The 13065-nt window shown below is 69.4% G+C and carries 12 protein-coding genes and 1 riboswitch; of the genes, 4 read left to right on the top strand and 8 right to left on the bottom strand.

Features of this window, described 5'->3' with window-relative positions; all coding sequences use genetic code 11:
- Positions 1-74 precede the first annotated feature (74 nt).
- Together ACIBG5_RS08255 and ACIBG5_RS08250 are read right to left on the bottom strand one after the other, a co-directional pair.
- Positions 75-773, bottom strand: coding sequence for a class I SAM-dependent methyltransferase (locus ACIBG5_RS08255; RefSeq protein ID WP_396390851.1), 699 nt, complete (start codon positions 771-773; stop codon positions 75-77).
- The gene (locus ACIBG5_RS08250) at positions 770-1972 is read right to left on the bottom strand and encodes a 3,4-dihydroxy-2-butanone-4-phosphate synthase (protein ID WP_396390850.1); all 1203 of its coding nucleotides are present in this window, start codon (positions 1970-1972) and stop codon (positions 770-772) included. Before ACIBG5_RS08250 ends, ACIBG5_RS08255 begins: the two co-directional genes overlap by 4 nt.
- Before the next feature lie 269 nt (positions 1973-2241).
- Here ACIBG5_RS08250 and ACIBG5_RS08245 point away from each other — a divergent pair, with 269 nt between their 5' ends.
- Together ACIBG5_RS08245 and ACIBG5_RS08240 are read left to right on the top strand one after the other, a co-directional pair.
- On the top strand, positions 2242-3768 hold the full coding sequence (locus tag ACIBG5_RS08245; RefSeq protein ID WP_396390849.1) for a DUF4185 domain-containing protein: 1527 nt from the start codon (positions 2242-2244) through the stop codon (positions 3766-3768).
- The gene (locus tag ACIBG5_RS08240; RefSeq protein WP_396390848.1) at positions 3765-4025 is read left to right on the top strand and encodes an RICIN domain-containing protein; all 261 of its coding nucleotides are present in this window, start codon (positions 3765-3767) and stop codon (positions 4023-4025) included. Before ACIBG5_RS08245 ends, ACIBG5_RS08240 begins: the two co-directional genes overlap by 4 nt.
- A 406-nt stretch (positions 4026-4431) precedes the next feature.
- Here ACIBG5_RS08240 and ACIBG5_RS08235 read toward each other — a convergent pair whose 3' ends face one another.
- A complete protein-coding gene (locus tag ACIBG5_RS08235; protein WP_396390847.1) occupies positions 4432-5808 on the bottom strand; it encodes a threonine/serine exporter ThrE family protein in 1377 nt (458 codons plus the stop codon).
- Positions 5808-6785, bottom strand: a complete 978-nt coding sequence (locus tag ACIBG5_RS08230; protein ID WP_202872801.1) for a sugar-binding transcriptional regulator — start codon at positions 6783-6785, stop codon at positions 5808-5810. The genes ACIBG5_RS08235 and ACIBG5_RS08230 overlap by 1 nt, the downstream gene beginning before the upstream one ends.
- A gap of 88 nt (positions 6786-6873) precedes the next feature.
- Positions 6874-7007, top strand: a riboswitch (FMN riboswitch).
- 100 nt (positions 7008-7107) lie between these two features.
- On the opposite strand from ACIBG5_RS08230, the gene ribB reads away from it, so the two are divergent.
- Positions 7108-7725 carry a 3,4-dihydroxy-2-butanone-4-phosphate synthase gene (gene ribB, locus ACIBG5_RS08225; RefSeq protein ID WP_396390846.1) on the top strand — a complete coding sequence of 206 codons (618 nt, stop codon included), beginning with the start codon at positions 7108-7110 and terminating at the stop codon, positions 7723-7725.
- Here ribB and ACIBG5_RS08220 read toward each other — a convergent pair.
- From ACIBG5_RS08220 to ACIBG5_RS08205, 4 genes are read right to left on the bottom strand one after another with little or no spacing between them, the layout of a single operon-like run.
- The gene (locus ACIBG5_RS08220) at positions 7709-8674 is read right to left on the bottom strand and encodes a transketolase family protein (protein ID WP_396390845.1); all 966 of its coding nucleotides are present in this window, start codon (positions 8672-8674) and stop codon (positions 7709-7711) included. The genes ribB and ACIBG5_RS08220 overlap by 17 nt on opposite strands.
- Positions 8671-9582: a transketolase gene (locus ACIBG5_RS08215; protein ID WP_396390844.1), complete on the bottom strand. Its 912-nt coding sequence runs from the start codon at positions 9580-9582 to the stop codon at positions 8671-8673. Before ACIBG5_RS08215 ends, ACIBG5_RS08220 begins: the two co-directional genes overlap by 4 nt.
- Positions 9579-10574, bottom strand: a complete 996-nt coding sequence (locus ACIBG5_RS08210) for a sugar phosphate isomerase/epimerase family protein (protein WP_396390843.1) — start codon at positions 10572-10574, stop codon at positions 9579-9581. The genes ACIBG5_RS08215 and ACIBG5_RS08210 overlap by 4 nt, the downstream gene beginning before the upstream one ends.
- A complete protein-coding gene (locus ACIBG5_RS08205) occupies positions 10571-11464 on the bottom strand; it encodes a nucleoside hydrolase (RefSeq protein ID WP_396390842.1) in 894 nt (297 codons plus the stop codon). The genes ACIBG5_RS08210 and ACIBG5_RS08205 overlap by 4 nt, the downstream gene beginning before the upstream one ends.
- A 129-nt stretch (positions 11465-11593) precedes the next feature.
- On the opposite strand from ACIBG5_RS08205, the gene ACIBG5_RS08200 reads away from it, so the two are divergent.
- A complete protein-coding gene (locus ACIBG5_RS08200; protein ID WP_396390841.1) occupies positions 11594-13003 on the top strand; it encodes an FGGY family carbohydrate kinase in 1410 nt (469 codons plus the stop codon).
- Positions 13004-13065 lie beyond the last annotated feature (62 nt).

Below are 13065 nucleotides of genomic sequence, written 5' to 3'. Positions count from 1 at the left end.
CGAGCCCGCCGGGCCACCCCGGCGATCAGCCGATGTTTCCAGTCGGTAACTCTAACGGCTCGCCACGGCGAAGGTCACCCCAGGCTGGATGCGACCAGCAGCACAGGCGGGCGGCGGCGGTGGATGGCGAGGTGCGGGTGGTGGGCGACCTGGTCGGGAGTCGGGAGGGGCTCGTCGACCACGTTGAGGCTGAAGCCGTGCCGGCGGAGAGCGGCCAGCGTCGAGCCGACGGTGCGGTGATACTTGATCACACCGTCGACGAACCAGGACCGCCGCCGTACCCCTTCGTCGGCGTAGTCGTCCACAACGCAGTCGGCGGCGATCACCGGTGCCGTCATCACCGGATGCTCGACCGAGAACACGAAAGAGCCACCCGGCGTCAGCCATCGGGCGACCCGCGCGACCAGGTCGGCGAAGTCCTCGACGTAGTGCAGCGCCATGCTGCTGACCACGAGATCCGCACACGCCGGCGCCAGATCGAAGTCGGCCAGATCCGACCGCACATAACGAACAGCCGGATGCTGAGCCGCCGCTGCCAGCATCTGTTCCGAAGCGTCGACGGCAGTCACCTCGTCCGCACCCGCCTCCGCAAGCCGGACCGCCAGACCACCTTCACCACACCCGAGATCGACGACCCGCAGTTCCCCGACCGGTGGCAGTACGGCGTCCATCGCGGGGATCTCGAGTTCATCGTTCAACCCGAGCCCGGTCCGCCGAAGTTCGCGGTAGCCGTGCAGGAACGCCGGATCGTCGTACACCTCGGAGCCCTTCACAGCCAGCGCTCCAGGTCGTGGATGTCGATCATCGGCAGTTCCCACCGCAGCGCGAACTGCTCCAGGTCGGCCGGTCCCGCCATCACGCCGTCCGGTCGCATCACCTCGCAGCACACGCCGACCGGCGCCAGCCCGGCCGCGACGCACAGCGCGACCGTCGCCTCCGTGTGCCCTTGCCTTTCGGCCAGCAGCCCGGGCCGCGCCGCGAGCGGAAACACGTGCCCAGGCCGCAGGAAGTCGGTCGGTACGGCATCCGCCGACGCCAGCCGGCGGATCGTCGCCGCCCGCTCGGCCGCGGCCACCCCGGTCCCGGACGAGGACGCCAGGTCCACCGACACATGCATCGCGGTCCCCTGCCGGTCGCCCTCACCCGGCATCGGCGGGATCTCCAACCGCTCTAGTACGTCGGCCGCACACGGAATCGTCGTGTGTCCGCAGACCTGCGTGAGCAGGAACGTCATCCCCTCCGGCCGGAACCGCTCACCGGCGAAGACGACATCGCCCTCACTCTCCGCCGTCGGATCCCACACGACGACACCGCCACCGGCGGCGATCTGCGCAACCACCTTCTGCACGCCGATCTCGCCGCTCAACTGACCGGCCCACGGCAACTGCGAAACCGCCCGCAGCAACTCGGGACCCTGCCCCTCGCGCGCCATCCTGACAAGGAGGTCGCTCTCCAGGTTGACTCGGTTGCCTTCGACGAGCGTCCCGAGCTTCGTCTTCTGCAAGGTGTTCGGCACCAGAACGACCGAGAACCGGTCCTTCAGCACTTCGGCGACCGTGATGCTCACGCCGTCGATCCCGACCGACGACTTCGCGACCAGCCGGGCGAGCAAGCGGTCCGGCGGCTTGATCCAGACCCGGCGGCCGGCCGGTTCGTCGTCGACCCGGAGCACCTTGCCGACTCCCTCGACATGCCCCTGGATCAGGTGACCGTCGATCCGGTCGCCCACCGCGACCGGGAGCTCGACGTGCACCGTCGTACCGGAGGTGATGCGATCCAGCGTCGTACGGCGCCGGGTCTCGGCGGTAACGGTCACCCGGAGTTCGCCCGGGGCGGCCGGCTCCGCGGTGAACCTGACCCCGTCGACACAGGCCGCACCACCCGGCGCAACCTGGAGTCCGGACTTGATCCGCAGTACGTCGTCGGTGACCTCGACGACCGTGGCGGTGTGCTCGATTCGTCCTGTGAACATGCTTCGCTCTCCGGCAGAAAGATCCGGCCAGGGACCCGCACGGGTCCGAGCTGAAGCGGGGTATCACCGCATGGCCCCGGTCGTTGCCGGGTCACTCCGCCGTCCGGCGGAGCCGACGGGCCCGGGATCACTCCCGACCGTCACACCTGGAATCGCACCAGTCGGCAGTAAACCACACGCCAGCCGTTGACCGTCGTGACAGCCGAGGTTACCGTGACCGGAAATCGATTTCTCAGCCAAGCCCCGCCCTCCCGCCCTAGGAGACACGCATGCGGAAACGATGGTTGCTCCTCGTCCCTGCCCTGATCGGAGCGGCCTTCGTGCCTGCCGACCAGTCCCCACCGGCCCAGGCCGCGCCCGTACCGTCGCCCGCCGAGCGGGTCGCAAAGCTGACCGGGCCGGAGTCGATCAACGACACCGAGGCCCGGTTCGGGCTGAAGGCGACCGACCTCGGCATCCTGTGGGACAACGGATCCGGGGAGATCCTGACCGCGTTCGGTGACAGCTACGGCAGTGGCTGGACCGGGCCGGGCGGTGGAACCGGCGACCAGGCCACCATCGACTGGCGGTGCAACCTGCTCCTCCGCAGCAAGGACCGCAACCTGGCCGACGGGATGACGCTGGACTCCGCGGCCGAGGACCGGCCCGGCCACGCCAAGCAGTTCCTGGACTGCAAGAAGGTCGACCGCGACGAGCACACGGTCATTCCGACGGCGGGCATCTCGGTCGGCAAGCGCCAGTACGTGCAGTACATGTCGGTCAACTACTGGGGTCCGGCCGGCAGTTGGTTCACCAACTACTCGGGCTTCGCCTACTCCGACGACAACGGCGAGACCTGGACCAAGGACGCGGACGCGCGCTGGCAGAACACCACGGCCTGGGACGACAACTTCCAGATGGTCGCGCTGACCCGCGACCAGGGCTACGTCTACATGATCGGTACGCCGAACGGACGCTTCGGCAACGCCCACGTCGCTCGGGTCCCGGAGAAGCTCGTGCTGGAGAAGAAGGCCTGGCGCTACTGGGACGGCCGGACCTGGTCACCGCAGGAGTCCACCGCGGCGCCGATCGCGGTCGGTCCGATCAGCGAAGTCTCGGTGCAGTACAACGCCTACCTGGGCAAGTGGCTGATGATGTACCTCGACGAGTCGCGGGCCTCCGTCGTACTGCGCTCGGCGAAGTCCTTGACCGGACCGTGGAGCGGTGAGCAGGTCGTTGTCAAGGGCACCGACTACCCCGGCCTGTACGGCACCTTCATGCACCCGTGGTCGTCCGGCCCGGACCTGTACTTCACGATGTCGCAGTGGGACCCCTACAACGTGTTCCTGATGCACACCAAGCTGACTGACGACGGACAGGTCACCAACCTGGTCACCGATCCCGGCTTCGAAGCCCAGACCGGCAGTACGCCGACCGCACCCTGGCAACTGAGTGGACGCGGCGGCATCGACCGCACCAACCTCGGCCACAGCGGCGCCAACAACGCGTACGTCCGCGACTCGATCGGCACGCACCAGCTCCAGCAGACCGTTGCCGTCCGCCCCCATCACACGTACCGCCTGTCCGCCTGGATGCGGACCGCGGAGAACAACTCCGAGACGATGCTCGGCGTCCGCACTCTCCGCGGCAAGACCATCGCGCAGGAGACCGGCGGCGCGCATCCGGCGTACACGAAGGTCAGTGTGGACTTCGACTCGGGACGTGAGTCGCTCGTCCAGCTGTACGGCGGTTTCTTCGGCCACAGTCAGGACGTTTGGCTGCAACTGGACGACGTCGTCGTCGAGGAGATCCGGTGAGGCGTCTGGTCCTCGTCCTCGCGAAGTCGCGAGCAACTCCTCCAGACCGGTGCGAACGTCCAGCAGTGGACGTGTCAGGACGGCGGCTGGCAGCGCTGGCGGGCGGTGAACGTGGGCCGCGGCTACTACACGTTCGTCGGCCAGAACAGCACCTCTGCCTCGACGTGGCCGGTAGCTCGCCGGCGCCCGGAGCCGACGTGCAGGTCTGGACCTGCAACAACCTCCAACCCCAGATCTGGCGCCTCGAACGCCACTGACCCCCGCCCCCGCCCGCCGCCCCGCCCGCCGCCCCGGGCCGCCGGCCCGCCTGCCGCCCCGGCCGCCGGCCGCGCCTGCCCCCGCGGTACGCCTCGAACGCCGACCCCGCCCCGGCCTCCGGCTCCGGGCCTGTCCCCCGCGGTACCTCGTCTGGTGGGTCAGCCCAACACCCAGTGGGTTGACCCACCGCGTGCGGCTGGCCAACCCACCGTCTCGTGGGCTGACCCACCAGCGGGATGCGGGGGCGCGGGGCGCGGGGCCGCGTGGGCTGACCCACCAGCGGGAGTGCGGGGTGCGGGGGCGCGGGGCGCGGGGCCGCGTGGGCTGACCCACCAGCGGGGCGCGGGGTGCGGGGGTGCGGGGCCGCGTGGGCTGACCCACCAGCGGGGCGCGGGGGTGCGGGGGTTAGGACGCTTCGGCCGAGCGCCGGCGCCGACGGCGAGCGCTGGTGCGGCGGGGGCGGGGGCGGGTGCGGCGGGGGCGGATGGGGCGGCGGGGGCCGACCAGGCGGGGGCCGGCGAGGCGATCCTCGAGGCGCCGGGCCTCGCGGCGGATCGGCTGTGCGACGTACTCGCCGAGGATGACGCCCGACGCGATCGCGACGCCGATGGCGACCGCGGTGGCGAGGCTCACGATGCCCAGCAGGTCGCCCAGACTCATCAGCTCGTACAAGCCCTTGTAGATCGTGAGTCCGGGCAGCAACGGGATCGTCCCGGACACGACCACGACCAGCGGCGGCACGCCGAACCGGCGACCGAGCGAGTAGCTGCCGATCCCGACCGTGAACGCGGCCGCAGCGGTCGACCACGCCGGCCCGAAGTCTGCGCGGGTCATCAGCGTGAACACCAGCGACCCGGCAGCGCCGATCACCGCGACCGGCAGCAGGGCCCGCAGCGGCGCGTACGACGCGTAGGCGAACGCGACCGCCATCAGCGCACCGGAGCCGACCATGATCGGCAGGTTCGCCAACTGGATCGTCTGCGCCTCGAGACCGACGTTCAGACCGAACCTGAGACCTAGTGCGAGCCCCAGACTCACACCGGCGATGATCCCGCCGGTCAGCAGCATCGCCTCCAGCAGGCGGGCCGCCGCAGTCACGTAGTACCCGGTGATCGCGTCCTGGACAGCACCGGTGAGCGCGATCCCGGCCAGCAGCATGATGATGCCCGCGGCAACTACCAACGACGGTTTCACCGGAGCATGAACGGCGTACAGGATCAGCGCGACCGCGCTCGCGACGAACGCGCCGGCGACCTGCTGGTAGAACGCGGGCAGTCGCTGCCGGCTGAACCACCGGTTGTTCAGGTCGATCACGACCGCGGTGACGACCGCCACCAGCGTGATCAGCCAGCCTCCGCCGAGCAGCAGCGTCGCGCCGCCGGCCATCACGCCCCAGGCGAGTACGGCGGTCCAGCGCGGGTACGGCGGACCCGCCGACGTCAGCCGGGCCAGTTCGCGACTCGCCTCGTCCCGGGTCAGGTCGCCGCGGGCGAACCGCCGTACCAGCCAATCGACCTCGGTCAGGCGGGAGAAGTCCTGCGACCGGTAGCGGACCAGCCGGATGTGCGTCTCCGGCGCGACGTCCGGCGCCGCCTGGTACGAGATCGCCATCGAGGTGAACGTGATGTCGACCTCGCAGCCGCGCAGACCACCGGCTGCGGTCACACCCAGGATTGTCGCGGTCGCGTCCGCCGTACCGGCGCCGCTGGACAGCAGCACCTCACCGACCCGCAACGCCAGGTCGAGGGTCCGGTAGACCTCCCGCTGCTCGTCCCGCTCCATCACTCGCCGAGAAGGCGATGGGCCATCGCCAGGTCGGTGATCAGGATGTTCACCCAGCCCCCGAGCAGCGCGGCGCGGATCGCGGAGAACTTCCGGTCCCCGCCCGCGACGCCGATCCGGCGCGGCACCGCGAGCAACTCCTTGGCGGTCACCCCGATGACCCGCTGGTCGAACGTCGAGCGCACGTGCCTTCCCTCTTCGTCGAAGAACCGGAAACAGACGTCACCGACGGCACCGAGCCGGCGAAGCTCGTCCTGATCGGCCTCGGCGACCGCGTTCCCACTGCGCTGCAGCAGCGGCGAGGGCTCGAGACTGCCGATCCCGACCAGGGCGTCGGTGAGCTGTCCCCAGGTGCCCAGAACGTCCCGAACGGACACGTCGTTCATCATCGCCCGCCGGACCGCCGGCGTCCCGACCAGTCCGGGCGCGGGCAGGTAGACCGGCATCCCACCGGTCAGCTCGGCGAACCGCGCGGTCAGCCGGGTCGCCTGCATCTGCACCGCCGCGTCACCCAGGCCGCCGACGATCTGGACCACCCGGTCGACCACCGGAACGCTCTTGCGCGGCATCCGGTCGACCGCACTGATCAGCGTCTCGCTCCAGGACGAGATGCCGATCACGTGCGCACCGGTCAGCGTCATGTCCAGGTACGCCGCCGCACCCGAGCCCAACGCCGGCAGTACGTCGTCCCCGGCGCCCGCGGTGTCGACGACCACCGCGTCCCGGAGCCCGTACCGGCCCTGCAACTCGTCCTCGAGGTCGCTGTGCACCCCGCTCGGCATGGTCACCACGGTGTGCACGATGCCGACCTCGACGGCCTGCTTGAGCATCCGCGACACCCGCGCCTGGGAGAGGTTGAGCTCGGCCGCGATCTTCGGCTGCCGGATGCCCTTCTCGTGGTACATCCGGGCCACCTTCGCCAGCAGCCGCAACTCGTCCAGCCCGGGCTGGCGCACCGCGCGGTTGCCGTTGGCCACGTCGACTCCCCTTAGGACACGATCAGGAATGGACTATAGGTCAGCGGCGGCGGGCGAACCCGATAAACTGACCGCAGTTTGCAAGACCACACGTGCTCTGGGGTCGGTGAAATTCCGAGCCGGCGGTGACAGTCCGCGACCCGTACACCCGCGAGGGTGTCCGGTTGACCTGGTGGAACTCCGGGACCGACGGTGAAAGTCCGGATGGGAAGATGCACGTGGCAGTCTTCGCGATGCCGTCCGGTGTGCGCTGTCCGCGCGATCGGACCCGTCGTGGAGCTTGTCGTTGCCCCCGGAGTGCCAGGCCGAGAGGACAACGACCGTGACCACCGTGACAACCCGCCTGGACACCATCCAGCACGCCGTCGACCAGATCGCGCTGGGGCGACCCGTGGTGGTCGTCGACGACGAGGACCGCGAGAACGAGGGCGACCTGACGTTCGCCGCGAGCCTCGCAACCCCCGAGCTGATGGCGCTGCTCGTCCGGCACACCAGCGGCTACGTGTGCGCGCCGGTCGCGCCGGAGGTGCTCGACCGGCTCGAACTGCCGCTGATGGTGCCGGACAACCAGGACAGCCTGCGCACGGCGTACACCGTCTCGGTCGATGCGAGCAGTGGTGTCGGCACCGGCATCTCGGCCGCCGACCGGGCCCGGACCGTCCGGGTGCTGGCCGACCCGGCAGCCGGGCCTACGGACCTGATCCGGCCCGGCCACATCCTGCCGCTGCGCGCAGTGGGCGGCGGCGTCCGCCAGCGGCCGGGTCATACCGAGGCCACGGTCGAGCTGGTCCGGCTGGCCGGACTGCCGCCGGTCGGCGTGATCGGCGAACTGATGAACGACGACGGCACGCTGATGACCGGAGCCGACCTGCGCGCCTTCGCCGACACGCATGGCTTCGCGATGGTCTCGATCGCCGACCTGGTCACCTTCCTCGGCTGACCAGCCTGCGGGCGGCCGCCGCGATGCCGTCGGGCGAGAGCCCGAAGTGGTCCAGCAGGTAGTCGGCCGACCCGGTGGGTGCGAACTCGGGGATCCCGAGGATCGTCACCCGGGCCGGATGCTGCTGGACGACGGTCTCCGCGACGGCGCCACCGAGCCCGCCGCCGGACACCGCCTCCTCGGCGGTCACGATTCCGGCCGTCTCGCGCGCGGCCGCGACCACAGCGCCGGTGTCCAACGGCTTCACCGTCGGCATCGACAGCACCCGGGCCGAGATCCCTTCCGTGGCGAGCTGCTCGGCCGCGGCGATCGCTCGCCACAGCACGGTCCCGTTGCTGATGAGCGTCACGTCGTCGCCGGCCCGGACGGTGATCGCCCGGCCGAGCCGGAACTCGTAGTCCTCGTCGTACACCTTCGGCACGTTCATCCGGCTGACCCGGATGAACACCGGCCCGTCCGAGGCCGCCGCCCAGCGCAACGCGGCCGCCGTCTCGATCGGGTCGGCCGGCACGATCACCGTCAGGTTGGAGATCGCCCGCAGCCAGGCGATGTCCTCGATCGAGTGGTGCGTGGGGCCGAGTTCGCCGTACGCCACCCCTGGACTCATCCCGCACAGCTTCACGTTGGTGTTCGAGTACGCGACGTCCGCCTTGATCTGCTCGAGCGCGCGACCGGTGAGAAAGCAGGAGGCGGCCGACACGAACGGGATCCGGCCGCCGTTGGCCAGGCCGGACGCGACCCCGACCATGTCCTGCTCGGCGATGCCGACGTTGATCAACCGGTCCGGGAACGCCTTGCGGAAGCTGTTCAGCTTGCTCGAGCCGACCGAGTCGTTCACCACCCCGACGATCCGGTGGTCCGCGTGCGCGAGCTCGGCCAGCGTCTCGACGTACGCATCCCGGCAGTCGTACCGCGGCCGGTCGGCGATCGAGGTGTGGACGACGGTCATACCGGCTCCTTGGAGTAGCGGGGAACAACGGCTTCCAGCTCAGTCATCGCCTGCTGGAACTCCGCCGCGTCCGGCACCCGGTGGTGCCACGCGACGTTGTTGCTCATGAACGAGATCGGGTGGCCCTTGTGGGTGTGCGCGATCACGAAGGTCGGCTTCCCGGGCCGGAACGGTACGGCGGACAGCACGTCGAGCAACTCGCCGTGGTCGTGACCGTTCACCTCGACCACCGCGAACCCGAACGCCGCCGCCTTGTCCGGCAACGGATCCAGGTCGTTGGTCTCCTTCGTGGTGGCGCCCTGCTGCAGCCGGTTCCGGTCGACGATCACGGTCAGCCGGTCGAGCTGGTACTGGGACGCGGCCATCATCGCCTCCCAGTTGCTGCCCTCCTGCAACTCGCCGTCGCCGACCAGCACATACGTACGCCGCAGCGACACGTCGAGCTTGGCCGACAACGCGTGCCCGACCGCGACCGGCAGGCCGTGACCGAGCGGACCGGTGTTCGCCTCGACGCCGGCCACCTTGCGCCGGTTCGGGTGACCGTTGAGCGCGGACAGCGGCTTCAGGAACGTCGCCAGGTCGTCGACCGGCAGGAACCCGAAGGCGGCCAGCGTGGTGTACAGCGCCCCGGCGACGTGGCCCTTGCTCAGGATGAACCGGTCGCGCTCGGGGTCGGTGACCGAGTCCGGGCTGATGTCGAGAACCGCGCCGTACAGGGTCGCCAGGATGTCGATGGCGGAGAAGTCACCGCCGATGTGGCCGGCTCCGGCGTAGTGGACCAGCTTGAGGTCCTGGATCCGGATCTGGCGAGCCGCCTCGGCGATGTGCGCCACCTGCTCGGCGCGGCTGCTGTGGATCGGCAGCCGCCCGAGCATCGGCATCGTCGTGTGTTCGACGGTCAGCGTCATGCGATGTCCGCCATGGAGCTCAGCAAGACCTTCTGCACCAGCTTCTGCGCCGCCAGAGCATCGTGCGACGCCTGTGCGGCGGCCAGTGCCTCGTCGTCCAGTACGTCGAGCGCGTGGTGCACCGCTTTCAGGAACCGGATCGCCTGCTTCGCGGCCTCGACACTGTCCTCACGGAACGGGAACTGGTCCAGCTGCCAGACGCCCTCCCAGTTGTTCTTCCGCAGCGTGTGGAAGAACTCGAACGTCTCGACCAGGTGGACCGAACCGACCACCATGTCGTCGTCCCAGCCGCGCAGGTTGTCGTTCACGTCGATCGCGAACAGGCGGTTGTAGTCGATCGCCAGCTGCGCCGCGTCGGCCGGTGTCTCCTGGCCGTAGAGCGAGTGGCCGAAGTCGAGCAGGATGCCCAGGTTCGGCAGGCCGATCTTCTCGATGCCGAGCAGCGTGCGGGCGACGTTCGGGAAGATGATCTTCACCCGCGGCTCGCGCGGCTTGTACTCGATCACGAAGTTGATGTCGGGGTGCGCCGAGACGAGCTCCTTCAGGCCGTCCAGCGCCAGGTTCCAGATGTCGTGGTAGTTCACCTGGAACGGGTAGTCCCAGCCGTCCTGGCCGGGCCACAGCTTCACGTACGAACAGCCCAGGTCCTTCGCCAGCTCGGTTGCCTGATGCAACAACTCGATCGCCTGCTTGCGGACACCGGGGTCGGGGTTGGTGAGCGAGCCCTTGACGAAGTCCCGGGTGTAGATCTCCGGCGTGATCGCGATCGCCTTGAGGTTGTTGCGCTTCAGCGCGTCCTTCACCTCGTCCAGCGTCCCGTCGTACCCCGCGAACGGCCAGTTCAGGTCGACCACGGACAGGTCGCCGACGGCGCCGGCCCGGTCGATCTGCTCGAGCAGCCCGACCGGATCGCCGTACCCGTCGGTGGCGTAGCGGTCCTTGTAGGTGGCGAAGTGCCAGATCCCTGCGCCGAAGACCGGCATGTCAGTCATGATGTGCTCCTTTGGCGGGCGAAGCGGCGGATCTTGGCGAACATGTCCTCGAGCAGGAAGCGGACGTCGACCTGTTCGCACACGTGGATCGGGTTGTCGGTGCCGGGCAGGTACCAGCCGTCGACGCCGAAGCGCGGTGCCGGCCGGACCCGGAAGTTGCCGCTGTGCGGGTAGAGCATCAGCGAGATGGCCGGGGAGTCGCCGAGCGAGCGGGACTCGATCGGCTCGCCGTGCCAGGTGGCGTTCCATTCGATCAGCTGGTCGATCAGGTACTTGCCGAGCGGACCGGCGTCGCCGATCTTCTCCTCGAGCTCGGCGTAGCTCACCGAGACCTTCGTGTAGACGTCGCTGGTGACCTGCCACACCGTCATGCCGGAGCCGAAGACCACGTTCGCGGCGTGGATGTCGTTCGACAGGTTGAACTCCATCCGGTGGTCCGCGCTGTAGCCCTGGTAGCCGCGTCCGCCGATCCAGATCACGATCACGTCCCGGTCCACGATCGCCGGGTCGAGCAGGATCGCCGAGGCCATGTCGGTGAGCGGGCCCAGGAACGAGACGAACAGCGGGTCGTCCTTCGAGGCCGGCTTGGACTCCTCGATGATCAGCCGCGCACCGGGCGAGTCCAACGGGGTCTGCTCGTCCGGGATGCCTGTCGGAGCGCCATTCGCGACGGGCACCTTGCCGGTCAGGTCCAGCAGGTCGAGCAGGAGGTCGATCTCCTCGCGTGACTCCTCCATGCTCCGGTCCGACCGGCGGGTGCCGAAGTGCGCGGGAATCAGCCCGCGGATGTCGAAAGTGGGCGACAACAGCCCATGCACGATCGCGAACTGGTCGTCGGCCTCGTTCTTGGCGTCGGTGTTGATGATCACCCGGCGTCTGCTCGGCTTCACCTGTGTCGACCTCCGTCGGCGGATCGAATAAATATTCACTACTGCATAATTCGTCGCCATGAGTGTCGCCACGACGCTAGAGTCCCGTCAAGGGCTCGGTTGAACGTTGTCAGACTTGGAGGGCGATCGATGGCGCCGGCCGTACTCGCGGTGGACCAGGGCACCACGAACTCGAAGGCAGTCCTGGCGAGCGCCGACGGCACCGTGCTGGCCACCGGGTCCGCACCGGTCGCGCTCTCGGCTCCGCAGCCCGGCTGGGCCGAGCAGGATGCCGACGACCTGTGGCGCAGCGTGCTCGAGGCGATCTCGTCGTGTCTGGCCGCCGCGGAGCCCGTCGAGATCGCCGGGATCGGATTGTCGACGCAACGTGAATCGGTGGTCGGCTGGGACCGTCGTACCGGCGAGGCTGTGGGCCCGGTCATCGGCTGGCAGGACGTGCGTACGACGTCCTGGTGCTCGTCGCTCCCGGCCGGCTTCGACACGCTGGTGCGGTCTCGCACCGGACTGCGGGTGGATGCGATGTTCTCGGCGCCGAAGCTCCGCTGGCTGCTCGACCACACGAACGCCGATCGCGTGGGCACCGTGGACTCGTGGCTGATCCACCGGCTGACTGGTTGCCGTGAGCACCTGACTGACGCGGGCAACGCCTCGCGGACCTTGCTGTACGACGTACTCGGACTCGACTGGTCCCCGGCACTGCTCGAGGCCTTCGGCGTACCCCGATCCGTACTGCCCGAGGTACGGCCTTCGAACGCCGGATTCGGCGTCACCGCAGGCGTTTCGGGCCTGCCGGACGGGATCCCGATCGTTGCCGTGCTGGCGGACTCGCATGCGGCGATGTACGGCCAGGGCTGCACGCAGGCCGGGATGATCAAGGCGACGTACGGAACCGGGTCGTCGGTGATGACGCCGGTCGACGAGTTCGTTGCGGACGGATGCACTCTGGCGTGGCTGACGGACCGGCCGCTGTACGCACTCGAGGGGAACATCGTCTCCTCGGGCGCCGCGCTCGCCTGGACGGCCACCACACTCGGACTGCCGGACGTCGGCGCGTTGATGGAACTCGCGGCGACTGTGAACGACGCCGGCGGAGTCAGCCTGGTGCCTGCGTTCGCCGGCCTCGGGGCCCCGCACTGGGACCGTGCCGCGCGGGCCGCGATCACCGGGATGAGCAGTTCCACCACGCGCGCGCACCTGGCCCGTGCCTGCGTCGACGCCGTCGCTCACCAGATCTGCGACGTCACCGACACCATCCCGGGCACACCCGCACGCCTGCGCGCCGACGGCGGCGCGACCGTCTCGGATCTCCTCATGCAGACCCAGGCCGACCTGCTCGGCCACCCCGTGGAAGCCGCCGATGTTGCCGAGATCTCGGCCCTGGGTGCTGCCGAACTCGCCTGGACCACTCTCGGCGCTCACACCGGCTGGGCCGCCCAGCGCGGCTACCGCAGCTTCGAGCCCGCCATCGACGCCGCTGAGCGAGCGAGCCGCCGCGTCGAGTGGGCGGCCGCGGTCGCCTCGGTTCGCACCTCGAAGTGACGTCCATCTCGCTCTGAGTGTGCTGACCGGATGTGGTCGGACATCGCTTTCCGTTACGGGTT

It is taken from the genome of Kribbella sp. NPDC050241 (genome assembly GCF_044459685.1).
Taxonomy (GTDB): domain Bacteria; phylum Actinomycetota; class Actinomycetes; order Propionibacteriales; family Kribbellaceae; genus Kribbella.
Note: the sequence above shows the minus strand (reverse complement) of the source record. Positions and strands in the feature narration are given on the sequence as shown.